The sequence below is a fragment of the Labrys methylaminiphilus subsp. lupini genome (assembly GCF_051161885.1).
Classification (GTDB): domain Bacteria; phylum Pseudomonadota; class Alphaproteobacteria; order Rhizobiales; family Labraceae; genus Labrys.
Genome location: NZ_JBMDIH010000002.1, coordinates 7,501 through 31,553, shown reverse-complemented (window position 1 = coordinate 31,553; position 24,053 = coordinate 7,501). Strand labels below are relative to the sequence as shown.

The window sequence follows — 24,053 nt, the reverse complement described above, 5'->3', positions numbered from 1 at the left end:
CAGGGTAGTCGGAGTCTTTCCAAGGCAATCGAAAGAATTCGGCTATGCTGATGTGTCACCAGGGTAGTAAAGAGGCCTCTCGATTTCGGCGCTCGCTGGCGGCAACCATCGTCGCCAGCTCGATGACGCTGTCGGCTATGGCGGTCGCGCAATCGCTCAAGCCCGATCTCGGCCCTTCGCCGCCGCAGGATGCCATGCCGCTCTACAAGGGCGGCATCGACAAGGCGGTTGGCCGGCTGCCGGACATCGTTCGCGATATCAGGGCAAAATCGCATGTCCCCGGCATTGCCGTGGCCGTCGTGCATGGCGGGAAGACGGTGTTCGCAAGAGGGTATGGCGAACGTGTCAAGGGCGATGCCACCCGGCCGGTCGATGAATTTACGGTGTTCCAGGTCGCCTCGGTTTCCAAATCCATTTCCGCCACCGTGGCCGCGATCGCGATGACCAAGAGCACGCAAGCTGGCAAGCCCATCAACTGGGACGATCGCGTCCGCGCCTATCTGCCCGATTTCAGGCTGGGGAACGACTATGTCTCGAATCAGGCCACCATCGGGGATTTCTTCGCCCATCGCTCGGGCCTGCCGGAAGCGGCCGGAGACAATCTGGAGGATCTCGGCTTCGAACGCCGGGACATCATCCCTCGGCTCAGGCTGATGCCGCTCGATGCCTTCCGAACCTCCTATCACTACGCCAATTTCGGCACGACGATCGGGGCCGAAGCGGTTGCCGCCGCCATGGGCGAGCGTTGGGAAGTCCTGGCCGATCGCCTGCTCTTCCAGCCCCTGGGCATGCGGTCGAGCAGCTACCTCCATAAGGCCTTCCTGGCGCAGCCGAACCGCGCCGTCCTGCATGCTTTCGTGGGCGGCGAGTTCAAGCCCCTTTATGACCGCAATCCCGACGAGCAGGCCCCGGCGGGCGGGGTTTCCTCCAATGTCACGGAACTGGCAAAGTGGTTGCAATTGCTGCTTGCCGGCGGCAAGCACGGCGGCGAAACGCTGATGACCCCCGAGGCCATCCTGCCAGCACTCACGCCCCAGGCGGTGAATGGGCGTGGCGATGCGCTCGACGCACGCACCGGCTTCTACGGCTACGGCTTCAACGTGAACGTCAATGCCAACGGCCGAACCTCCATGAGCCATTCGGGCGCCTTCCTCCTGGGGGCGGGCACCACCTTCCAGATTCTGCCCTCGGCCGATGTGGGCATCGTGGTCCTGACCAATGGTGCACCGGTCGGCGCCGCCGAGGCCATTGCGGCGCGCTTCATGGACATCGTGCAATATGGCGAGGAAACGCGGGACTGGTATGGCCTTGCGCATCAGCGCATGATGGGCTTCTTCAAACCGATCGGGGATCTTGCGGGTGCCGCGCCGCCGGCGCGTCCCAAGCCCGCACGAAATCTCGCGAACTATGCCGGCCAATACACCAATTTATATCTCGAAGCCGCCGCGGTCGAGGTGGAGGGCGATCATCTGGTGTTGGTGCTCGGGCCGCGCCTGATGAGATTCCCGCTCCGCCATTGGGACGGAGACATGTTTGCGATGAGCCCTGGCGGCGAGAACGCCCCGGAAGGCTCCTTGTCTTCCGTCAAATTCTCGGGGCAGGAGGCCAATCCGAAGGTGATGACGGTCGACTATTTGAACGCCGACGGCCTGGGAACCTTGAGCCGATAGACCGGCTATTCATGGCCGTGCCGTCTTGCTCTCCGCTGCCGTGGAGACTGGTCGTTGCAGCACATGCCTCACGCTCTTGTCGATGAGGGCAAAAAAAGCCCGCTTGAAAGAGCGGGCCTAGTTGCGGAAATCACGCTTCCCGGGGGCGCTCCGCCGCAGGGGAAGCGGCGGGATTCTTCTGGATCGACGTCACGCATGGAGGCGGGCGTTGGCGTCAGGGTCAGATCAGGCATAGCGCTTGGCGCCGGCGACGCAGACCACCACGCCTCCTGCGACGGCCCACACCGCCAGCCCGACCTGCTCGTGCAACAGCAACGCGGCCAGGGCCAGCGACATGAAGGGCTGCAGCAGCTGCAACTGGCCGACGGCGGCGATGCCCCCCTGGGCGAGGCCGCGATACCAGAACACGAAGCCGATCAGCATCGAGAACAGCGAGACATAGACGAGAGCCGAAAGCGCCGGCCAGCCGATGGTCCTGGGATCGGCTGGTTGCCACCACAGGGCGAGCGGTAACATCACCGGCAGGGACAGGACGAGAGCATAGGAAATCACCTGCCAGCCGCCGAGATCGCGCGACAGCCGGGCGCCTTCGGCATAGCCGAGGCCGCAGACCAGGACGGAGGCCACCATCAAGCCATCGCCGAGCGCATTGCCGGCCGTGCTTTGACTGAGGGCGTAGGCCGCAACCATGGCGGCACCGGCAATCGAGAAGAGCCAGAAGCCGAGCCGAGGGCGCTCACCCCCGCGCAATACGCCGAAGATGGCGGTCGCAAGCGGCAGCAGCCCGATGAAGACGGTGGCACGCGAGGAGGTGATGCTCTGCAGGGCAAGTGCCGTCAGCAGGGGAAAGCCGACCACGCAACCTATGGAGACCAGGCTCAACGAGCCGATCTGTGAAGCGCGTGGCCATTTCTGCCTGAGGACGAGCAGCAGGACGATGCTGAGCAGGCCGGCGATGGCGGCACGGGCTGTGGTCAGGAAGAGGGGGGTGAGATCGTGCACCGCGATGCGGGTCGCTGGCAGCGATCCCGAAAAGATCGCCACGCCCAGGAACCCGTTGAGCCAGCCTGCCGACTTGTCGTCCATTTCCGCATCTTTCCGTATTTTGTTCGTTCTGCCGGCGAACGGCCCTGGGTCGATTGCCTCCTTCGGGAGGAAGTCCTCGACTGTCCTGCTTCTTGTCTCAGAAAGGGGCTGGCGAAGACAGGGACGGGCCAGTACAATTGATCTAAACTGTACTGGGTCATGGAGGGGTACGGATGCTGAACCAAGTCGGCGGTTCAACCCTGATCGATGCGACGATGGCGGAGATCCGCCGTCTGATTGCCACGGCGCCCGGCGCGCGCCTGCCGTCCATCCGTCGGCTGGCCGAACGGCAGAGCGTGTCGAAATCGACCGTCGTCGAGGCCTATGACCGGCTTGTGGCGCAAGGCGCCGTTGAAGCGCGGCCCGGCTCGGGATTCTTTGCGGCAGGCCGTATTCGTCCCTTCGCCCTGGCGGAGAGCGGGCCGAGCCTCGATCGCGCCATCGATCCCCTTTGGATCTACCGTCAGTCCCTGACCCAGCAGATGAGCGCGCTGCATCCCGGCTGCGGCTGGTTGCCCGATTCCTGGTTGCCCGAGGATATGGTCCGACGCGGGCTTCGCGCGGTGGCACGCGACGAGACCGCCAATATCTCGACCTATAGCGTGCCCCAGGGCCTATGGCAGCTACGCGAGCATCTGGCCCGCCGCTTCACGGAGCGGGGCTTGGAAGTGGAACCTGCTGCGATCCTCTTGACCGATTCAGGGTCCCGCGCCATCGATCTCGTCTGCCGTTTCCTGATCGAGCCGGGCGATGCCGTACTGGTCGACGATCCCTGCTATTTCAACTTCCAGTCCCTGCTGCAGGCTCAGCGGGCGCGCATCATCGGCGTGCCCTATACGCGCCAGGGGCCGGACCTCGAGCGCTTCGCCAGCCTGTGCGCCGAGCATCGCCCAAAGCTCTATCTGACCAATGCGGTGCTGCATAATCCCACCGGCGCAACGGTGAGCGTGGGTACGGCGCATCGCCTGCTGAAACTGGCCGAGCAGCACGATTTCATTCTGGTCGAGGACAATATCTTCGCCGATTTCGAAGCCCGGCCTTCGCCGGGGCTGGCGGCGCTCGATGGTTTCGAGCGGGTGATTCATCTCGGTAGCTTTTCCAAGACGCTGACGGCCGCCTTGCGCTGCGGTTATATCGTGGCACGTGCCGATTGGATCGAAGGGCTGACGGATCTGGCGCTTGCCACCGGTATCGGCTGCAGCGATGTCGCGGCCCAGACCACGCTGCGCCTGCTCACCGATGGCAGTTATCGTCGCCATCTCGAAGGGCTGCGACCGCGCCTCGCCAAGGCGATGGCCGTGACCGCGGAAAGGCTGCAGGCCTGCGGCCTGCGCCTGTGGCTCGAGCCACAGGCCGGCATGTTCCTGTGGGCCGAACTGCCCGAGGGCCTGGATTCGGCGATGATCGCCCGCAAGGCCCTGGAACGGGACGTGGTGATGGCGCCAGGCAACGTCTTCAGCGTCTCGCACAACGCTACCAGCTTCATGCGCTTCAACGTGGCGCAATCGGCCGACAAGCGTATTTTCGAGGTCCTCGCCGACGTCATGGAGAAGGCAGCGATACCCTCCGGGGGACGATGATGTCTGGTTAGCGCCAGCGCTTGCGGGTCAGCAGCCCAGCGGCAAGATAGGCGAGCGCCCCCAATGCCGTGATCCAGAAGCTGGTGGGCCAATCGGTATAGAAGGCCAGGATCAGGCCCATCCAGGCGATGGCGACCGCCAGAGCGATCGAGATGATCAACCCCTGATGGACACGGTTGCTGATCTGCATGGCGGCAGCGGCAGGAGCGACCATCAACGCAAAGACCAGGAGAACGCCGACGATCTGCATCGCTTCGGCCGTGGCCAGGGCGACGATCACCATGAATAGCGCCGAGATGCGCGCGGTCGATACGCCCTTTGCCTCGGCGAGCTCGGGCTGCAGGCTGGCGAACAGGAGGGGCCGTCCGATGACGGCAAGGCCGATCAGGCAGGCGAGGCCGAGCCCGGCCAGCACCCAGACCGTGCCCAGGCTGACCCCAAGCACATTGCCGAAAAGGAGATTGGTCACGGCGCCAGCATAGGCCTTGTAGAAATACAAGAAGAGCAGGCCGATGCCGAGCGAGAGGGTTAGCACGATGCCGATGGCGACGTCGCGATGGGCGCGCTCGCCCAGAAGGCCGATGCCGATGCCGGCCAGAACGGTAAAGACGGTGAAGCCCACAAAGGGCGACAGGCCGATCAGAGCCGCCCCGGTGGCACCGGGAAAGCCGACATGCGCGAGGGCATGGCCGGCGAAGGTTTCGCCGCGCAGCACCAGGAAATAGCCCACGGCCCCGGCGACGATCCCTACGATCGTGCAGGCCATGAAGGCGTTGCGCATGAACTCATACTCGAACATTACCGGGTTTCACCCATCATGCACATGGCTTTCCAGCTCGCCTTCCTCGGCCATCACGAAGATGCGGCCATTCACGCGGGCGACATGGATGGGGGTACGGTAGAGATCGGACAGGACATGGCGGTTGACGACCTCGTCGACGGTGCCGATCGCGGCGCGGCCATGGCCCAGATAGAGCACCTGGTCGACGGCGTTGAGCAGCGGGTTGATCTCATGGGCGCAGAACAGCACGGCGATGCCTCGCTCTGAAGCGACCTCCTTGATCAGTTCGACGATGCCGCGCTGGTGGGCGGGGTCGAGGCTGGCCAGCGGCTCGTCCATCAGCAGGAGCCTGGGCTCGCCGATCAGGGCCTGGGCGATCAGCAGGCGCTGGCGCTCGCCGCCGGAAAGCTGGGAGATCGGCCGGCGGGCGAGATCGGCGGCGCCGACACGCTCGATTGCGGCCCAGGCCGCTTCCTTGTCGGCCGCGGAGGCAAACGGCCACCCCCAGCGGGTGCCTTCGATGGCGCCGAGCACGAGTTCGTAGCCGCTGAGGCCGAGCTGGGCTGCGCTGCGGCGCATCTGCGGCATATAGCCGATTTTGGGATTGCCGCGCCGCGGTGCTTCGCCGAGCACACTGATCCGTCCGGCCTGCGGGCTGACCAGGCCGAGCACGGCGCGCATCAGCGTGGTCTTGCCGGCGCCATTGGGACCGAGCAGGCCGACGAACCGGCCTTCGGCAATGGAAAAGGAGACGCTGGACAGGATCCGGCGCCTCCCGAGGGTCAGGCTGACTTTTTCGAAACCGACAGCACTCACTGCGTCAAACCGGAAAGGGCCAGACCCACCTGGCCGAGCTGTCCGTCGAACCAGGCCTGGATCGCCGTTCCTGCCGGCATGGTTTCGGTGACGCCGACCACCGCAACCTTGTGATCCCGGGCGATCTGCAGGAGCCGCTTCGTGGTCTCGTCGGTGACCTGATTGTTATAGAACAGGATCTTGGCCGAACCATCCTTGAGACTGTTCTCGAAGGCGGCGACCTGGCTGGGGCTCGGCTCGCTGTCATTCATGATCGCGGTCTGGAAATCCTGGTTGAGCATCTTGAGGCCAAGGGCATCCGCCATATAGCCGAAAACCGGCTCGGTGGCGGTCACTTGCGTGTCCTTATACTTGGTCTTGATCGCATCGACCTGTTTCGTCAACTCGGAGAAGGAGGCTTGGAACTTGGCGAGATTGCCCTTGTAGTCGGCGGCATGGGTGGCGTCGCGCTTTTCGAGCTCGGCCGCGAGTGCCGTAGCCACGGCAGGGAACGTCTTCAGGTCGTACCAGAGATGGGGATTGTCACCTGCCTTATGCCCGGTCAGCTCTGCGGCGACGATCGCCTTGCGATCAGGTTTGGCAGAGGCGGAAAGCAGCTTGTCCATCCACGGATCATAGTCGGCGCCATTATAGACGACGATCGCAGCGGTCGAGAGGGCGCGTGCGGTGGAAGGACTCGATTCGAACAGATGCGGGTCGTCCTCGGGATTGGAAAGAATGGAGGTGATCTCGATATGGTCGCCCCCGATCTGGCTGGCGAGGTCGCCGTAAAAATTCTCCGCAGCGACGACCTTGATCTTCTCGGCGGCTGCGGCCGGGTGGGGCATGATCGCTGCTGCAGCCAGCAGGACGGCGGCAAACATCATCGAACGCATCGTGATCTCCGTAGGGGCAAAGAGGCGGACTGTCCGTCCTGATCGTGAAATGTTATAATATAACAGTTCATATGAAGCGAGGTGGAAGATGTCAACCACGGCGAACGGACTTGGTGGGTCGATCTCCAGATCGATCACCTTCATCCTCTTTCACACGCTGCGTTTCCAAGATGGTCGATCTGGAGATCGCCCCCCAGTTGCACTCGTCTGTAACCCCCGATACACCTCGGATAAGCCGTAAAGCTGCTACAACAGCACCGAGACCCGTCGCCGATCTCTTAGAGCAAAGCGCGTTCAGGGCTGGACGCTTGTTTGCTCTCACTCCTTGTTTCCAAGCCAATCAATGGATTGGCTAGCGCGTCTTTGCGATACCTGATGGTTCAGTCCTATTGCAAAACGCTTTAGAGGGCTTTTCATGCGTTCCCCCCTTCTTCTTGTCCTGATGGCCACCACCATGCTCACCGGTACTGCCGAAGCCGCCGAACTCGTCCTCAAGCGTGCCGTGCTCGGCACGGGGGGCGTGGGCTATTTCGAATATGCCGCCGAAGTCACCGGCAAGGAGACGCTGACCCTGCGCGCCCGGCTCGACCAGGTCGACGACATTCTCAAGAGCGTGCTGATTCTCGATCCGGCCGGCACCGGCTCGGCCACTCTGCCTGGCAAGGCCGGTGCAGACGAGACCTTCGCCTCCCTGCCTTTCGCCAAATCCGACCTCGACAGCATGCCGGCCTTGATCGGGGCGCTGAAGGGAGCCGAGATCAAGCTTTCCGGCCCACGCAAGCTCGAAGGGCGCATCGCCAGCGTGCAGACGGAGACGGTGACCGGCAAGGACGGCGCTACCATGACGCGCACCCGCGTCTCCGTGTTCTCGGGAGTGGCGATCGAGCAGTTCATCCTGGAAGAGGCCGAAGGGCTGGAGTTCAAGGATGCGCGGTTGGGCGAACAGGTCGAGACGGCGTTGAAGGCCCTGCGCACGGCGCAGGACCGTTCCGGCCGCGACATTTCCATCCAGCTCGCCGAGGGCGGCAAGCGCACCGTGCGCATCGGCTATGTCGCGGAAGCCCCGGTATGGAAGGCGGCCTATCGCCTGACGCTGCCCAAGGCCAGCGAGGACAGGGCGCGCCTGCAAGGCTGGGTCGTGCTGGAGAACATGACGGGCAATCCCTGGAAGGATGTCGAGGTGACCTTGTCCTCGGCCTCGCCGGTTACCTTCCGCCAGGCGCTCTACGATCCCTATTACGTCACGCGCCAGACCATCGCGCCGCCGGTGAGCCGGACGGCATTGCCGCGCACCGATGCCGGGCAGCAGGCCCTGGAACTAAAGGCATCGGGCAGCGCAGGCATCGACCAGCCCATGTATGATTTGGCACCGGCCCCTGCTGCTGCACCCGCCCCGATCGCACCGTCCGCGCGGCTCCGCAAGAACCAGGCTTTTCTCGGCCAGGGAGGCGGCGCGCAGGAATTCAGGATGGCCGAGCCGCAGGAAGCCGGCAGCGCCGCCGAGGAGAACACAGCCGGTGCCAGCTTCACCCTGTCGAAGCTGGTCAGCGTTGGCTCGGGCGAAAGCCTCACCATTCCCTTCGTCGATCTCAAAATGCCCTCGCAGGCCGTGGCCTGGTATCAGGGCGGCAGCCGCAATCCCTGGCAGGCGCTGACCTTGAAGAATGACGCCACCACCTCGCTGCCGGCGGGGTCCGCCACCATTTACGAAGCTGCCGATGCTGGGCCGCTGTTTTCGGGCGAGGCGCAATTCCCGCTGCTGCCCACCGGCGATTTCCGTCTGATCGGCTTTGGCGCGGACCAGAAGGTGCTTGTTGACTCGGAGTCGAGTTCGGCCAAGGCGGTCACCAAGATCAAGGTGGTCGACGGCACGCTCAGTGTCGAGAGCCGCCTGCGCCAGACCACGACCTATCGCGTCAAGAATGGCGCCGGTGAACTGCGTCATATGGTGGTGGAGCAGCCGCGGGTCGCCGATTGGACCCTGGTGGAGCCCAAGGCCGAGGAGGCGACCATCGCCGGGCAGGCCTATCGTATCCGCTTCGATGTCGAGGCGGGCAAGTCCAAGCAATACAAGGTCACGCTTGAGCGGCCGGTGGTCGAGGCGATGGCGATTGCCGATGTCACGGGCGAGCGCGTCCAGGCCCTGATGGCCGCGCCCGATCTCGACGCCGAGACCAAGGCCCGGCTTGCCACGGTTGCCGAGGCTGCCAAGGTGAGCGACGAGGCGCAGGCCGCCACCGCCCGCCTCGAAGAACAGCGCGACGGCATTACCCAGGATCAGGAACGCATCCGCGAAAACCTGAAATCGGCGCCTCAGGGGTCCGACCTCGCCCGGCTCTATTCGCAGAAGATGCTGGAACAGGAAAAGGCCCTCGACAAGCTCGATGTGGCGATCAAGGAGGCGCGGGCCAAATATGAAGTGGCCCGCAAGGTCCTGGGCGATCGCGTGAGGGCCCTGTAGCGGCGGGGGCCAAGGCCGGCCCGACAGGCTCGGCCTCGATCCGCGGATAAACTCCCTTTTTTGGCAGCCGTCGAACGGTTGCAATGCTGGCTCAATGCAGCCGGGCAAAATGGTCGTGCCTGCCGGCGAAGGTTGAGTCGCGTTTCGCGTCCCGACTTTGCGACAGGCCCGGCGGTGCATGCGCGATCGAGGCTGTATCCGTTCCGGTGGATGCGTGGAGCGTGCTTCAGCCGCGGTCTTCCATGTGGTCTCGATCATGTGCGGACGATGGCATGACCCTACGCGACGTGTTGCCCTTCTTGCGGGCCTTGAGTTCAGATCCCCTCAGTGTGGGTGCCGTCGCGCCTTCGGGGCCCGCCCTTGCCGAACTGATCACCCGCGAGATCACGCCCTCCTCGGGACCTGTCGTCGAACTGGGACCGGGGACAGGCGTCTTCACCCGGGCGCTGCTGGCCCGGGGCGTCAAGGAGGATGATCTTACGCTGCTGGAGCTTGGCACCGATTTCGTCGAACTGCTGCGTTCGCGCTTTCCCCTGGCGCGCGTGCTGCGAGAGGATGCCGCCAGCCTCGGTACGCTCGGCCTCTTCAGCGGGCCGATGGTCGGCGCAGTGGTTAGCGGGCTGCCACTCCTCAATCTGCCCAAGGACAAGGTTCAGGCCATACTGGCTGGCGCCTTCGAGACGCTGCGTCCCGGTGGAGTCTTCTATCAATTCACCTATGGCGCCCGGTGCCCCGTGTCGGGGCCGATGCTCGAAAGCCTCGGCTTGCGCGCGATTCGGATCGGCCGGGCCTTCGCCAACATACCGCCGGCAACGGTATATCGGATCGGCCGGCGGGGGGCCTCTTTGCTCCGCTGATCTCGCGGCCGGGCGTCGTCAGGGCGAGGCCCTGCGGGACAAGGTGGGACGAGAGCCTTGCCTCAGCGACCAACCAGCTTCTTGACCTGGCGGACGCAGCCGATAGTGGCGGCCTTCGAGCGGTCGACGATCGCCGAGTGGCCGGGCGAACGGGGCTTCAGACCCATGCGGCGCAAATAATAATTGGCCCGGTAGACGTCCTTGTACTTCCAATTCGGAAATTCGAGATTGAGCGACAGGCTGACCGAAATATTGTCATGGTTCTGCAGCCAATGCGCGCCATGCGTGGGAATATGCACAGCGTCGCCGGGCTGAAGGGTGATCTTGCGGGCCTTCCGCTCGGCTTCCGGCTTGAAGGTGCCCGCCGTGGTCGTCACCGCATAATAACGCTCGAGTTCATCCTCGGTGGTGATGCTCCGATCCATCGGATCGCAGACCCAGATGTCCTTGGTGCCATGAATCTGGGTGAGGACGTTGACCTCGGCATCGAAGTGATAAGGGGTCTTGCGCCGCGGTGAGGTGATGAATATCAGCATTTCGGTGTTGCTGAGCAGCTTGGAACCTTCGGGGCCGGCAATCTGGCGAATGAAGTCGTCGAACTCGTCCAGCAGCTTCTTATAGCGGGGATCGATTTCGATATGCTTCAGCACCATCCAGGCGCCGGCCGTCTCGATCCGGTCGATGACCTGGCGCACCGTCATGTCCGGCTTGGGGACCGAGCCCCATTTGTCGGTGATCGAAAGGTCGCCCGCATCCCAGTAGAGGTCGCCCGGACGCTCGGCCGCTTCCTCCGCCACACTCGCCAAGGCGTCGATCGAAAACAGTGGATGGCTGGCCAGAGGGTGCTGCATCGAGAAGGCGGCTTTGTGAAGCAGGCGTCGGCATTCCTCGAACGGCTCCACGGTCGACCACTGACCTGAATGCTGAACAATAGATGGCTTCGTCAGCATGCCTTGCTTCCTCTGAATTGGACGGAGTGTTTCAGTAGTTGGGTTATCATTTATTGATTTATTGATTTATCGCAGAATTTTACTTTGCGGGCGAGGAGGGCGAAGGAGTCTTTCGGAGGCGTTCAAATCAATCTTTAGTAGGGGGAGTTGTTCTCTCGCTCGATCAGAAGCCGTATGACTTAAGGGAAGTCGATGCGGCGCGAATGGCAAGATGAGCGCCTAGGACGAGCGCCTGCATCCCCTGCAGGCGCAGTGCGGAAGGTGGTTGAAGTGCGCAAAGGCACGGTTCGGCTTGCAAACATCGTGCCTTCTACCGCCAAGCGAATTATAAAGGCGCGGCCGGCGACGCCTGACTGATCCTGCCGGTTTCGAGGGTATCATGCGGCGCTCGGCACGCTTCTTCACTGGTCTGGTTCTATCGCTCGCGCTCGGCTTGTGCGCGGCCGAGGCTGCCATGGCGCGTAATCTCGCGCTGGTCATCGGCAATAATTCCTACGCCAATGTCACGTCTCTCCAGAAGGCGGTCTCGGACGCCCGCGCCATCGCGGACCAGCTCGAAAAGCTCGGCTATGTGGTGAGGCGGGTCGAAAATGCCGATCAGCGCGGCATGAGCCGGGCTCTCGTCGCCTTCAACGCCGATATCCAGCCCGGCGACCGGGCGCTGTTCTACTATGCCGGCCATGGCTTCGAGATCGGCGGTACCAATTATCTGCTGCCCACCGACGTGCCTTCCGTCCAGGCCAACCAGCAGGACCTCATCCGCGACGCTTCCTTTTCGGTGGAGCGCGTGGTCGACGGGATCCGGGACAGGGGAGCCGGCGTTGCCGTGCTGGTGCTGGATGCCTGCCGCAACAATCCCTTCGCCAATGACCGCTCGCGTTCGGCATCGGCGACCCGTGGCCTTGCCCGTGTCGACGCGCCGGAGGGCGTCTTTGTCTTGATGTCGGCGGGAGCCAAGCAGGAGGCGCTCGATCGGCTGTCGGACCAGGATGGCAACCCCAATTCCGTGTTCACTCGCAGTTTCCTCGGCGAATTGTCGAAGCCCGGCCAGACCCTGGTCGAGATTGCCAAGAAAACACAGGTCGATGTGCGCGCTCTGGCGGCCAGTGTCGGCCATGACCAGACGCCTGCCTATTACGACCAGGTCATCGGCGACGTCGTGCTGTCGGATGCGGCCGGTACCGCAGCGGAGCCCGGCCAGCAGGTCGCGATGGCCAGCCAGGCCGGACGGGCGGGCCCGAATATTCCCACCGAGATCAACACGGTCGGACGGACCGAGGCCGGCAAGGGCGTCTCCATCGGGCCCGGTGTGAAGCTCGGCCCGGGCGTCACCATCGGCGGCAAGGACGCCAAGATCGCCCTGCAGCACCCGGCCAATCCGCCCACGACCGATCCGGCCAAGGCGCTGAACGTCCAGCAAGGCGGCGCAGCGACGGGCCAGCAACTGGCCTTGGTCAGTCCGGATATCAAGCCGAGCCAACTGATGCAGCCCATCGGCCGCGCACCCATCGCCAGCTTCTCGCGCTCCAATGCCGGCTGGACTGTGACATTGTCCCTGCCCGAGCCGGCGACAGCCCTGTCGTACCGCATCGGCGAGGCTGGCGAATTCAAGGAGACCGGCCTGCTCGACGTTCTCGACCAGCGCACGGGTGGCCGCATGCCCAATCCGTCCTTCTCGATGTCGCCACGCGCCCAGGCTGGTATTGTCCAGGTGCGCTATCGCAGCATCGACGGAGCCGATGTCGGTCCCTTCTCGATTCGATTCGACCCGGATATCGCGCTCTACGAAGACCAGCGCCGCAATCTCACCTCGATCCAGGGCAGCTGGGTGGAGTTTCGCGACTTCAACGGCGTGCTGGTCTATTTCACCACGATGGTAAGCTATCGCTGCGCCGTCACCGAGGTGCGCTATGGCCTCAATGGCGCGCCGCCCCTGACCCGCTTCGACCTGCCAGTCTGCAATATGAAGGATCCCTATTCGATCCCCAACAATGCCAAGACCTATCTGAAGGTGCCCGGCAATACCAAGTCGATCAGCGTGCAGGTCACCTGGCGTGACGGCTCGCAGTCCGAGGTCAACACGGTGGAGAAGGATTGAAGCCGGAAGATTCGGAGAGCAAAGCGCAACTTGGTGGAATGGCCTCCTTATTCCAGCTCTTTGCTTCGACGTATCTTTGTGATTTGAAGTGATTCATTGAGATCACAAAACACGTCAGCATTGTTCGGTTCCATGACCTCCTCCACTCCCGTTCTTCCCGCCGGCTATTCCAGCGTGCCGCCCGGCATGCTTGCCAATGTGGTCACCTGTCTCGAGATGCGGCAAAGGCCCAGGCCGAAGCCGGCCAAGCCGCTCGAACGGCCGCTGACCCTGGAGCGGATCGAGAAGCCTGAACTGGCCGACTACCGTGCCCTCTATCGGGCCGTCGGCGAGGACTGGCTGTGGTTTTCGCGCCTGGCCATGCCGGACGCCGAACTCAGGGCGATTCTGGAGCACCCCGATGTCGAAGTCTACGTGCTCGGCGGGCGCAAGCAGCAACTTGGCTTGCTCGAATTGGATTTCCGTCAACAGGGACAGTGCGAACTGGCCTTTTTCGGCCTGGTGCAGCAAGCCATCGGGCAGGGGGCCGGCCGTTTCCTGATGGACCAGGCTCTGGCCAAGGCCTGGGCGAGGCCGATCGAGCGGCTGTGGGTCCATACCTGCACTTTCGATCATCCTGGAGCACTTGGCTTCTACCGCCGTTCGGGCTTCGTGCCCTTCGCCTTCGAGGTGGAGGTCTGCGCCGATCCGCGCCTGAGCGGATGCCTGCCGCGCGAGGCGGCGGCGCATGTGCCGCTGGCAGACTTCACCGGCTGATCATTCGTTATTTTGCCGGCGTCAGGCGCAGCAGACGTCCGTCTGAATCGTCCTCGATCAGCCAGAGCGCGCCATCGCGATCGACGGCGACGTCACGGATGCGGGCGCCCATGTCCCAGCGATCTGCCTGGCGCGCGCCGTTCTTGCCATCGAAGGCGATGCGCACCAGCGCTTCGCCCCCGAGCGCGCCGATGAAGGCCGAACCCCGCCATTGCGGAAACAGCTTGCCCGAATGGAAGGCCAGGCCCGCGGGGGCGATGATCGGGGTCCAGTAGACGACTGGGGCTTCGAATTCCGGCCTGGTCCGGTGGCGGGGGATGGGAACGCCGCTGTAATTGTCGCCGTTGGAGACGACGGGCCAGCCATAATTCAACCCCCGGCGGATCAGATTGAGCTCGTCGCCGCCGCGCGGCCCCATCTCGTTTTCCCACAGGCTGCCATCGGGGGCGAAGGCCAGGCCATAGGGATTGCGATGGCCGAGGCTCCAGATCTGCGCCCTGACGCCGCCCTGGGCCGCCATCGGATTGTCGGCGGGCGCGGAACCGTCGAGATTGAGCCGGAGGATCTTGCCGAGATTGCTGTCGGCGTTCTGAGCCGTTTCCGGCTCCATGTGGTCGCCGGAACTGAGGAAGAGGTGGCGCCCGTCGGGGTCGAAGGCGATGATGCCGCCGGGCTGGCCGCCGCCGCCCTTCGGCGAAGCACGCCAGATCACGTCAAGATCGCTCAGGCGCGCCTTTCCGTCCGCTTCGGTCAGCTTGGCCCGCGCCAAAGCGAGAGTGCCGCCGCCCGAGCTCGGCTCGACATAACTGAGATAGACCAGGCCATCTCGCGCAAAGCCGGGCGAAGCGGCAATGTCGAGCAGGCCGTTCTGGCCTCCGACCTGCGCACGTGGAACGCCGGCGACCTCGGTCTTGGCGCCCGCCGGCGTCACCAGGAATAGCCGCCCGCCCTTTTCCGTGACCAGCATGCGCCCGTCGGGCAGGAAAGCGATAGCCCAGGGCGTATCGAAACGTGCGATGGTCGTGGCCTTGAAAGGGCGGCTTGCAGAGGCGGGGCCGGTCGCTGCGTTCACCTCGGCGCGGGCCAGGCTCGGAAGGGCAGCTGCGCTTCCGATGATTGTGGCGGCCAGAGTGATTCGGACGGCATTGCGCATCGATGATTCCCCCTCAGGCTCGCGCATCCTGCCGGCGCGAACCCGGATTCATCAATCTCAGCCGATTGCGTCGTTCCAATGACCGGACGAAGTCGTCCGTCGACGGCGCCACGGACAGATGCCACCCTTGCGCAGGATGGCCTCGGCGCAGCGCAGGTTGAGCCAGGTCGCGGTCAGGAAGATCACGGCAAAGATCAGGCTCTGGGGCGACAGATCGATCATGGCCATGCCGCGCCGCGCCAATTGGATGGTGAAGGTCGCCGCGACCAGGGCCGAGAAGCCGGCGCCGATCGCGCTGAAGGCGAGGCGCAGCAACGGCCAGACGCTCGACGAGCGCCGACGCTCCCACAGGAGGAGCCCGAAATTGGTGAGCGGTGCCACCAGAAACACCGCCACGATCGGGCCGAAGAAGAGCAGAATCCATTCGAAATTGCACAGGAGTTCGCGGCAGGGCAGGCTGTCGATGTAGAGATAGACGCCCCAGTAGAACAAGGCGAGCACGATGCTCGCGAGCCCATAGGCCAGCAATCCGGTGGAGAAAGCCTTGGTCTGTGACGGCGTAGGAGAGGTCATGGTCCTGTCCCGCTGGCTTGCTCGAGATCATTTAAGTTAGTGAACGAACGCTAACTTAAATGATCTCGCGGTCATCGTCAACCGCATTTGCTCTCCGCGCGAGGCGGAGAGAGGGCAGTGTGCGATCAGACACCAAGACGCCTAAAGGATGAAAAGATCGTCGTCGCGATGTCCGCCGCGGCATCTCACGCCGGGGCCGCCAGTTGCAGCAGGTCCCAGAGATTGCCGTACAGGTCCTCGAAAACAGCAACGGTGCCATAGGCCTCCACCCGTGGCTCCTCGTGAAATCGCACGCCACGCGCAAGATAGAGGCGATGATCGCGCCAGAAATCGTCGGTGTTGAGAAACAGGAAGACGCGGCCGCCCGTCTGATTGCCGATAGCCTCCGTCTGCGTGGGAGAGGCGGCCTTGGCGAGCAGCAGGCGGGTTTGGCCGGCGCCCGGCGGGGCAACAAGCAGCCAGCGCTTGCCGTCGCCGAGATCGCTGTCCTCGACCACGTCGAAGCCAAGCTTGCCGACATACCAATCCCTGGCCTCGTCATAGTCGCGGACGACCAGTGTGATTGCACCCAGATGCTGCGGCATCGTCTCTCCCTGTTTTGAAACGCCGGCCAGATCAGGCAGCCGGTACTGCAATTCTGCACATGTTTGGAATCTTGCTGGGCCGGACGGGCGCGACAATACGGCATCCCGATGCGGCGGCGAGAAAATTCACGTCGCTCTCGCGCTGTGGCACAACCCGTCCTGCGTGCCACATGCGGCCGCAGGCCCTCATCGGATCGCCCCTTTATGATCGTTCGCAAAAACCCGCAGGCATGGGAACTCTTTTTCATCATGCGCGGCTCCATCGTGCCGCAGATTTGGCCGCAAATGCTGGTGGTGGTGCTGATTTCGGTCGCGGTGACGCTGCTGGAAACCCGCGGCTTCATCCATGTGCCGCCGATCGCTGCCTTGCCCTTCTCCCTGATCGGCGTGGCGCTCTCGATCTTCTCGGCATTTCGCAACACTGCGAGCTATGACCGCTGGTGGGAGGCGCGCAAGATCCTGGGGGCGCTGGTGATCGATGCCAGGGGCCTTTCACGCCAGGCCCTTGCCTATCTTGCCGCCGAGCCGGCGGCGGCGCGGCGGCTGGCGCTTCTCGCCATCGCCTTTTGCGATCTGGTGCGCTGCCATTTGCGGGACGAGGCACCGGACGAGGCGGCGCTGCGCCATCTCGCTCCGGCCGATCGCGCAGCCATCACCACAAGCCGGCATGGGCCGAATCGTCTGCTGCTACAGATGAGCCGCCTGGTTGGCGAAGTCCTCGACAAGGCACGGATCTCGGCCCAGATGGGGCAAATCCTCGAGGAACGAATCTCGGCGCTCTCGGCCGATCTCACCGCAGCCGAGCGCATCAAGCAGACGCCGCTGCCCTTCGCCTATTCCCTGCTGCTGCACCGCACCGCCTATCTGTTCTGTTTCCTGCTGCCCTTCGGGCTGGCTGACAGCATGGGGTTGTGGACGCCGGTGATCGCGGCCATCGTGTCCTACACCTTCTTCGGTCTCGACGTGCTCGGTGACGAACTGGTGGCACCTTTCGGCTCCACGCCGAACAGCCTGCCGGTGATGGCGATCTGCCGGACCATCGAAATCAACATTCTGGAAGATCTCGGCGAGACCGATCTGCCCGAGGCACCCAAGCCCGTCGATTTCGTGTTGAGCTGAAAGGCTGTCCGGCAAGCTGCGATCCGCAGCTTGCCGCGCAAGGCTCACGAATGCTGGGGCGGATCCTGGCGCACGGTTTCGAGCTTGATTGCCGGCGGAGCTTCCTTGCTCTCTACCGCCTTGCCGCCGACGACCGAGCCGAGAAGACCCCCAAGGGACTGGCGCTCGGTGTAAAGCACGATGACGCAGGAGATTGCCAGCGGGATGAGCAGATAGAGCAGGCGGAACATCAGCAGAGCCGCAATGATCTCGGCCTTGGACTGGATCACTGCCGGATCGCTCGGATTGGCGCCAGCCGGCAGCATGATCAGCAGGAAGACGGCCTCGAACACGCCGACACCGCCCGGGGCGTTCGAGATCAGCCCGGCGCAGAACGAAGCCAGGAACATGCCCAGCACCATGAAGAAGCCGGGATTGAGCGAGTCGGGCAGGGCGAAATAGATGATGCCGGCGGCGCCGATGATTTCGATCGGCGCGGCGAAGAGCTGCCGGAAGGCGATGGTGGGCTTGGGATAGGCGATCTGCAGCGAGCGGATGCGCAGGGGCTTGAGATGCAGGATCGAGCCGGCCTGGTAGAGCAGCACGAAGCCGAGCATGGCCAGACCCAGCATGAAGGCGGCGCTGGTGGGGAAGTGGAACAGGCGCGAGAGCAGCTCGGGCTCACCCACCAGCACGATGCCGCCGAGGAACACGGCGCCATAGGCGAAGGTGAAGGCGCAGAACGCCGTGACGACGGCGACCTCGGCCGCGTTCAACCCCATCTTGGAATAGGCTCGGTAGCGCACCAGGCCGGAAGAGAGAACGGACACACCGATATTGTGCCCCAGTGCATAGGCGACGAAGGAGACGATCGAGACCACCGGCCAGGACAGTTTCTTGCCGACATGCATCAGGGCGATGCGGTCGTACCAAGCCAGGGCGGCGTAGGCCAAAGTGGTCGAGACGAAAGCCAGCAGGATCATCCACGGCCCACGATCGACCACGGCCTGCCAGACCTGGCCGACTTCGACGCCCTTGAGTTCCTTGGACAGGAGGTAGACCGAGAAAATGACGGCGGCGAGCCCGATGACCGGCCAAACATATTCGAGCTTGTTCTTCATCACATCCGTCTGGGTAAGGTTTCGAACCGGTTGCCGAAGCGTGTCGTTGCGCCATGTCCCGCCAAGCAAATCCCTTTTGATGGTGCCACGGGCGCCATCAAAAGGGATTTGCTTGTTATCGGGCATTTGCAGAGTTATGCGAAGAGGCCCATCCGAGGGCCTCTTCGCATAACTCTGCTGGTGCCATAAACAACGGGATCGTGTCGAAGACAAGACAACCGGATGATAACTGACGCAGAACAGTCACGCCGGAGACAGTCCTACTTTTAACGCAACTAACATGTATTTCCTTTTGAGGCGCGTTAACTCGCTGTAATTCATGCGTTGTCGGCAAAGCGCCACGAAGCTAGCATTCGATCAAATCGTTTTTCACTCGGACTGTTCCATGCTTGCACCACCGCCTTTCATGCTGACGACCGGGCCGGTTACGGCCTATCCGGCTGTGCTCAGCGCCATGGCGCGGCCCGCCGTCTATGACGGGCACCACGCTTTCCAGCAATTCTACCGCTCGGTGGTCGGCAAGCTGCAGGCTGCCTTGCGCCTTTCGAATCTGCCTTTGATCCTGCAGGGGGACGCACTGCTGGGGCTCGAGGCTGCCGCCGCCTCGCTGATCGGCCGCAAGGACGTCGTGCTCAACCTTGTTTCGGGCGTCTATGGCAAGGGCTATGCAGGGTGGGCGCGCCATTATGCCGGCGAGGTGATCGAGCTCGCGGTGCCGTTCGACGAGGCGATCGACCCGGATCGGGTGCGCGAGGCGCTGGCGGCGCGCCCCGATATTTCGATCATCACCGTCTGCCATCACGACACGCCCTCGGGCACGCTCAATCCCCTGGCGGAAATCGGGCGCCTTGGCCGCGAGCACGGTGCCTATGTCATCGCCGATGCCGTTTCCTCTTTCGGCAGCCTGGACGTGCACCCGGCAGAGGCGGCGATCGACATTTTCGTTACCTCCGCCGCCAAATGCCTGGGGGCCACGCCGGGCCTGAGCCTGCTCGCCGTCAGTGACCGAGCCTGGGAGAAAATCAAGGCCAATCCGGATGCCCCGCGCGCTTCTTTCCTGTCCTTGCTCGATTGGGAACTGGCGGCCGAAGTGGGGAGGGCGTTCCCGGTCACGCCGTCGCTGGCCGAGATTCATGGCCTCGACGCGGCGCTCGATCTCTATCTCCAGGAAGGACCCGAACGGGTCTGGGCCCGCCATGCCCGCACGGCGGCAGCAGCGCGGGCTGGACTGGAGGCCCTGGGCCTGAAGCTATGGCCGGCGCGCGAAGCGATCGCTGCGCCCTCCGCCACGGTCTTCCACGTGCCGGTGGGCATGGCAGACATCCGCTTGCGCGATACGCTGCTGGAGCGCTTCGGCGTAATGCTGTCGCTCGGCCGTGGCGAGACGGCGGGCAAGGTGCTGCGCATTGGTCACATGGGGCCGGCAGCCGAGCCGATGCTAGCCGTGACAGCCATAGCCGCGCTCGGTGGTGCCCTTAATCATCTCTGCTGGCCGGCCGATGCGGGCACCGGGGTCAATGCCGCGCTTGCCATTCTCGAGCGGGCGTCATCCAATCACGCTGATTCGAAGGGCTCCTCCCGGGAGGTTGCACATGCCGATCCTGCTTAATCGCCGCTCCTTCCTGCTTGCCAGTGCCGGGATGGCCCTGGCGCTCGGATTGCCGCATCGCCTGCAAGCCGGCGAGGTGCCGGCCGGTCGCCTGACCGTTGCCGCCGATTCCGAGCCGACCAATCTCAATCCTGCCATCGTTGCTTCGAACGGCGTATTTTTCGTCGCCAGCAAGGTGATCGAGCCCTTGGCCGAGGCCGATTTCAACGGTCCGGACGGTCTGGCGCCGAAGCTTGCCTTGTCTTGGGAGGGGGCGGCGGACGGCAAGGCCGTCACCTTCAAGCTGCGTCCCGATGTCAAATGGCATGACGGCAAGCCCTTCACTTCCGCCGATGTCGCCTTCTCCGCCCTGGAGGTATGGAAGAAGCTGCAGAATCTCGGCCGCGTTGTGTTCAAGGATCTCGACAGCGTCGATACGCCCGATCCCCTGACGGCGATCCTGCGTTTTTCGGCGCCGACGCCCTTCCAGCTTATTCGCAACTGCCTGCCGGCTCTGACCTCGGTACTGCCCAAGCATGTCTTTGCCGGTAGCGACATCATGAAGAACCCGGCCAATGAGAAGCTCATCGGCACCGGGCCGTTCAAATTCGCCGAGCACAAGCCGGGCGAATATTATCTGCTCAAGCGCAACGAGGCCTACTGGGCCCAGGGCGAGCCGCACTTCAACGAGATCCTGTTCAAGGTGCTGTCTGATCGGCAGTCGGCCGGCGCGGCGCTCGAAGCCGGCGAGATCCAGCTTGCTGCTTTCTCGGCCGTGCCGCTGGCCGATCTCGACCGCATCTCCAAGGTGCCGGGCCTCAAGGTCTATGCCAATGGCTACGAGGCCCTGACCTATCAGATGATCGTCGAGATCAACCATACCCGCAAGGAACTGGCGGATCTGCGCGTACGCCAGGCCATCGCTCATGCGATCGACAAGGGCTTCGTGGTGCAGGCGATCTTCCGCGGCTATGCCACCGCAGCCACGGGTCCCGTGCCGCAGACCGACAAGACCTTCTACAACCCCGATGTCGAGCGCTATGAATTCGACCCGGCCAAGGCCGAGACCCTGCTCGACGAAGCCGGCTACAAGAAGGGCGCGGACGGTGTCCGTTTCCATCTCAAGCTGCTGCCGGCGCCCTTCTTCAATGAGACCGTGCAGTTCGGTGCCTATCTGCGACAGGCCTTGGCTAAGATCGGTATCGATGCCGAGATTGTCTCCAACGATTCGCCGGCCCATTTGAAGGCCGTCTATACCGACCACGCCTTCGATCTGGCTGTCGGAACGCCGGTCTACCGCCAGGACCCGGCGATCTCGACCACCATCCTGTTCCAGAGCGGCATCCCGGCTGGAGTGCCCTTCTCGAACCAGTATGGCTACGCCAATCCCAAGACCGATGCGCTGATCGCCGCGGCAGCGATCGAGATCGATCCCGAAAAGCGAGCGGAGCTCTATAAGCAGTTCCAGAAATTGGTGGTGGATGATCTCGCGCTCATCAACGTCGCCGAATTCTCCTTCATCACCGTGGCCAGCGAGAATTTGCAGAACGTCTCCAACAATCCGCGCTGGGCGGTGTCGTCCTGGGCGGATACCGCCTTGCCGGAGATGGCGCCGTGAATAGCCGCCCGTGATCTCGCGCTTACTTCGACGCCTGGGTGGGGCCGTCGTGGTTCTGCTCTTGGTTGTCATCGGCGCTTTCTTCATGCTCGAATCGGCGTCGGGCGACGCCGTCGATGCCTATGTCGCCGGTATCGGCGGTGCCGATGCGGCGAGGATCGCCGAACTGCGGAGCGAGTGGGGGCTGGACCAGGGGCCGGCCTTTCGGCTCAAGGCCTATCTGTCGGCCCTGGCGCAGGGCGATTTCGGCTGGTCGACCGCCTTTCAAAGGCCTGTGCTCGGCATTTTGCTCGAACGCTTGCCGGTGACCCTGATCACCATGGGCTCGGCGCTGGCGCTGGCTTTCCTGCTCGGCATCGTGCTCGGCTTCCTGGCGGGTAAACGCCCGAATGGCTGGCTGGATCGCATTCTGTCGCTGAGCTCGCTCGCCCTCTACGCCATGCCCGGCTTCTGGCTCAGCCTGGTGCTGATCCTGGTATTTTCCGTGATGCTGCGCTGGCTCCCGGCCAGCGGCTTCGAGACGATGGCTTCCGGCAAGGCGGGCCTGGAACGGGCCAGGGACATCGCCTGGCATCTGGTGCTACCCGTCAGTGCGCTCGGCCTGCTCTACATGACCCTGTTCCTGCGCCTGTTGCGGGATGGCATGGAGGAGGTCTGGCATGCCGACTTCATCCGGGCCGCAAGGGCTCGTGGCGTTTCCGGCTGGCGGCTGGCGCTGAACCATGTCGCCCGCAATGCTCTGGCGCCGGTGGTTACCATGCTCGGCCTGCAGTCCGCCTCCCTGCTGGGCGGCAGCGTGGTGGTGGAAAGCGTCTTCGCCATCCCCGGTTTCGGCCGCCTGGCGGCAGAGGCGGTCTCCCGCCGCGATACCCCGCTGCTGCTCGGCGTGGTGCTGTTCAGCGCCGTCGTCGTCATCGTCATGAATCTGCTGGCCGATCTCGTGCAGGCCTGGCTCGATCCGCGCATCGGCGCCAGCGAGCAGGTCGCATGACCATGCTGATGGCCATGCTGCGCAGCGGGGAGGGGCGTGTCGGCCTGTTGTTACTCGCCGTGTTTGGTGTGCTTGCCCTGACGGCGCCGGTGATCTTTCCGGGCGATCCGCTTGCCATCACCGCGCCGCCGCTGCTCCCGCCCTTCGCCGATGCAGCCCATCCCCTGGGAGCCGATCGCCTGGGGCGCGACATTGCCGCCGAGCTTGCCTGGGGCAGCCGCACCACGCTTCTCGTGGCACTTGCTTCGGCGCTGGCCTCCCTTCTGCTCGGCTGTCTCGTCGGCACGCTGGCCGGTTTTCTCGGCGGCTGGACCGACGACATATTGATGCGCCTGAGCGATGCCTTCCAGACGGTACCGGCCTTCCTGCTGGCCATGGCGCTGATCAGCGTGACCGGGCCGAGCCTGCCGGCCATCGTGCTGGCCATCGCCGCCGGTGCCTGGCCTCAGCCAGCCCGCATCGCAAGGGCGGAAATTCGTTCCCTGTGGGAACGCGATTTCGTTGCTTCGGCCCGGGTTGCCGGCATGCATCCGCTCGCCATCGGCTTTCGGGAGATCCTGCCCAATGCCCTGCCGCCGGTGATCTCGCTCGCGGCGATCATCGCGGCAGCGGCGGTGCTGATCGAGGCCGCCCTGGCGTTCCTCGGTTTCGGCGACCCCAACAGGCCGAGCTGGGGCAGCATGGTGGCCGAGGGGCGTTCCCTGCTGCGTAGCGCACCATCGCTGTCGCTGGTGCCGGGCCTCGCTCTCGTTGTGATGGTGCTGGCGATCCATCTTACGGGGCGGGGTTATGCCAAGGCGCTGCGCGTGAGGGAGCCGGCGGCATGAAGCTTTTCTCCCTCCGCGGCTTCGGCGTCTCCTATCGCGATCGCGCCGGCATGCAGCCGGCCTTGCAGGGCATCGACCTCGACATCGAGGCCGGACGGCATCTGGCTCTGCTGGGGGAAAGCGGATCTGGCAAGTCGACCTTGGCATCCGCCCTCGCGGGACTGCTGCCGGCCAATGCGGTGAGCACCGGCAGGTTGACCCGGCCGGGCTTTGCGTCTGAACCGCGTCCCGGACGCGATATCGGCATGGTCTTCCAGGATCCCGGTGGGAGCCTCGATCCGCTGATCCGGGTGGGCAACCAGATTGCCGAGGCGCGCCGAGCCTGCCGGGGAGGAAGCCGCGCGGACGCGCTGGCGTTGGCGAGGGACTGGCTCGAGCGGGTGGCTTTGCCCGAGCCTGACACCGCATCCCGTAAATACCCCCACCAGTTTTCCGGTGGTCAGAAGCAGCGCATCGCCCTCGCCGCAGCGCTGGTCAGCGAGCCCATCGTGCTGATCGCGGACGAACCGACCAGCGCACTCGATTCGATCACCCAGCACGCCATCGTCGAGCTGCTTCGCACACTGATGG

Annotated in this window: 21 protein-coding genes (1 of these 21 running past the window's edge); 12 read left to right on the top strand and 9 right to left on the bottom strand. The window is 64.0% G+C overall.

Translation table 11 applies throughout. The features are described 5' to 3' along the window. The first annotated feature begins 122 nt into the window (after positions 1-122). Positions 123-1,670 (top strand): serine hydrolase domain-containing protein, encoded by a 1,548-nt coding sequence (locus ACN6KF_RS25835; RefSeq protein WP_434959788.1) that lies wholly within the window; start codon positions 123-125, stop codon positions 1,668-1,670. Between the two features lie 225 nt (positions 1,671-1,895). On the opposite strand, the gene ACN6KF_RS25830 is transcribed toward ACN6KF_RS25835, so the two are convergent. Beyond that, entirely contained in the window at positions 1,896-2,756 is an 861-nt protein-coding gene (locus ACN6KF_RS25830; RefSeq protein ID WP_434959787.1) for a DMT family transporter, read from the bottom strand. Positions 2,757-2,929: 173 nt separating this feature from the next. Here ACN6KF_RS25830 and ACN6KF_RS25825 point away from each other — a divergent pair, with 173 nt between their 5' ends. Next, positions 2,930-4,336, top strand: a complete 1,407-nt coding sequence (locus ACN6KF_RS25825) for an aminotransferase-like domain-containing protein (RefSeq protein WP_434959786.1) — start codon at positions 2,930-2,932, stop codon at positions 4,334-4,336. 7 nt (positions 4,337-4,343) lie between these two features. Here the strand turns inward: ACN6KF_RS25825 and ACN6KF_RS25820 are convergent, their stop codons facing one another. From ACN6KF_RS25820 to ACN6KF_RS25810, 3 genes are read right to left on the bottom strand one after another with little or no spacing between them, the layout of a single operon-like run. Next, complete coding sequence (locus ACN6KF_RS25820) at positions 4,344-5,135, bottom strand: metal ABC transporter permease (RefSeq protein WP_434959785.1); 792 nt, start codon at positions 5,133-5,135, stop codon at positions 4,344-4,346. A 9-nt stretch (positions 5,136-5,144) separates the two neighbouring features. Then, positions 5,145-5,933 carry a metal ABC transporter ATP-binding protein gene (locus ACN6KF_RS25815; RefSeq protein ID WP_434959784.1) on the bottom strand — a complete coding sequence of 263 codons (789 nt, stop codon included), beginning with the start codon at positions 5,931-5,933 and terminating at the stop codon, positions 5,145-5,147. Then, entirely contained in the window at positions 5,930-6,808 is an 879-nt protein-coding gene (locus ACN6KF_RS25810) for a metal ABC transporter solute-binding protein, Zn/Mn family (RefSeq protein WP_434959783.1), read from the bottom strand. The genes ACN6KF_RS25815 and ACN6KF_RS25810 overlap by 4 nt, the downstream gene beginning before the upstream one ends. Positions 6,809-7,223: 415 nt before the next feature. Here ACN6KF_RS25810 and ACN6KF_RS25805 point away from each other — a divergent pair, with 415 nt between their 5' ends. Both ACN6KF_RS25805 and ACN6KF_RS25800 read left to right on the top strand, forming a co-directional pair. Further along, complete coding sequence (locus ACN6KF_RS25805; protein ID WP_434959782.1) at positions 7,224-9,269, top strand: DUF4139 domain-containing protein; 2,046 nt, start codon at positions 7,224-7,226, stop codon at positions 9,267-9,269. Positions 9,270-9,541: 272 nt separating this feature from the next. Further along, on the top strand, positions 9,542-10,126 hold the full coding sequence (locus tag ACN6KF_RS25800) for a class I SAM-dependent methyltransferase (RefSeq protein WP_434959781.1): 585 nt from the start codon (positions 9,542-9,544) through the stop codon (positions 10,124-10,126). Positions 10,127-10,188: 62 nt separating this feature from the next. On the opposite strand, the gene ACN6KF_RS25795 is transcribed toward ACN6KF_RS25800, so the two are convergent. Next, positions 10,189-11,076 carry a cupin-like domain-containing protein gene (locus ACN6KF_RS25795; RefSeq protein WP_434959780.1) on the bottom strand — a complete coding sequence of 296 codons (888 nt, stop codon included), beginning with the start codon at positions 11,074-11,076 and terminating at the stop codon, positions 10,189-10,191. Positions 11,077-11,455: 379 nt separating this feature from the next. Between ACN6KF_RS25795 and ACN6KF_RS25790 the strand changes: the two genes are divergently transcribed. Both ACN6KF_RS25790 and ACN6KF_RS25785 read left to right on the top strand, forming a co-directional pair. Next, complete coding sequence (locus tag ACN6KF_RS25790; RefSeq protein WP_434959779.1) at positions 11,456-13,174, top strand: caspase family protein; 1,719 nt, start codon at positions 11,456-11,458, stop codon at positions 13,172-13,174. Positions 13,175-13,306: 132 nt separating this feature from the next. Then, entirely contained in the window at positions 13,307-13,930 is a 624-nt protein-coding gene (locus tag ACN6KF_RS25785; RefSeq protein ID WP_434959778.1) for a GNAT family N-acetyltransferase, read from the top strand. Positions 13,931-13,937: 7 nt separating this feature from the next. Here the strand turns inward: ACN6KF_RS25785 and ACN6KF_RS25780 are convergent, their stop codons facing one another. The 3 genes from ACN6KF_RS25780 to ACN6KF_RS25770 form a co-directional block, all read right to left on the bottom strand. Next, on the bottom strand, positions 13,938-15,083 hold the full coding sequence (locus ACN6KF_RS25780; RefSeq protein WP_434959777.1) for a PQQ-dependent sugar dehydrogenase: 1,146 nt from the start codon (positions 15,081-15,083) through the stop codon (positions 13,938-13,940). Positions 15,084-15,140: 57 nt separating this feature from the next. Beyond that, positions 15,141-15,656 carry a hypothetical protein gene (locus ACN6KF_RS25775; protein ID WP_434959776.1) on the bottom strand — a complete coding sequence of 172 codons (516 nt, stop codon included), beginning with the start codon at positions 15,654-15,656 and terminating at the stop codon, positions 15,141-15,143. A gap of 185 nt (positions 15,657-15,841) precedes the next feature. Beyond that, a complete protein-coding gene (locus tag ACN6KF_RS25770) occupies positions 15,842-16,240 on the bottom strand; it encodes a VOC family protein (protein ID WP_434959775.1) in 399 nt (132 codons plus the stop codon). Positions 16,241-16,444: 204 nt separating this feature from the next. Between ACN6KF_RS25770 and ACN6KF_RS25765 the strand changes: the two genes are divergently transcribed. Beyond that, entirely contained in the window at positions 16,445-17,359 is a 915-nt protein-coding gene (locus ACN6KF_RS25765; RefSeq protein WP_434959774.1) for a bestrophin family protein, read from the top strand. Between the two features lie 44 nt (positions 17,360-17,403). On the opposite strand, the gene ACN6KF_RS25760 is transcribed toward ACN6KF_RS25765, so the two are convergent. Then, the gene (locus ACN6KF_RS25760) at positions 17,404-18,459 is read right to left on the bottom strand and encodes a lysylphosphatidylglycerol synthase domain-containing protein (protein ID WP_434959773.1); all 1,056 of its coding nucleotides are present in this window, start codon (positions 18,457-18,459) and stop codon (positions 17,404-17,406) included. 385 nt (positions 18,460-18,844) lie between these two features. On the opposite strand from ACN6KF_RS25760, the gene ppaT reads away from it, so the two are divergent. The 5 genes in view from ppaT to ACN6KF_RS25735 are tightly spaced (at most 10 nt apart) and all read left to right on the top strand, a layout consistent with a single transcriptional unit that may run on beyond the window. Then, positions 18,845-20,068, top strand: a complete 1,224-nt coding sequence (gene ppaT, locus ACN6KF_RS25755; RefSeq protein ID WP_434959772.1) for a pyridoxamine--pyruvate transaminase — start codon at positions 18,845-18,847, stop codon at positions 20,066-20,068. Further along, a complete protein-coding gene (locus ACN6KF_RS25750) occupies positions 20,052-21,665 on the top strand; it encodes an ABC transporter substrate-binding protein (protein WP_434959771.1) in 1,614 nt (537 codons plus the stop codon). Before ppaT ends, ACN6KF_RS25750 begins: the two co-directional genes overlap by 17 nt. Before the next feature lie 10 nt (positions 21,666-21,675). Further along, positions 21,676-22,656, top strand: coding sequence for an ABC transporter permease (locus ACN6KF_RS25745; protein ID WP_434959770.1), 981 nt, complete (start codon positions 21,676-21,678; stop codon positions 22,654-22,656). Further along, complete coding sequence (locus ACN6KF_RS25740) at positions 22,653-23,483, top strand: ABC transporter permease (protein WP_434959769.1); 831 nt, start codon at positions 22,653-22,655, stop codon at positions 23,481-23,483. Before ACN6KF_RS25745 ends, ACN6KF_RS25740 begins: the two co-directional genes overlap by 4 nt. Next, positions 23,480-24,053: the 5' portion of an ABC transporter ATP-binding protein gene (locus tag ACN6KF_RS25735; RefSeq protein WP_434959768.1), read on the top strand. Its footprint extends 317 nt past the window's final position; 574 of the gene's 891 nt are visible here — the first part of the coding sequence; it begins with the start codon at positions 23,480-23,482; its stop codon lies beyond the right edge, outside the window. Before ACN6KF_RS25740 ends, ACN6KF_RS25735 begins: the two co-directional genes overlap by 4 nt.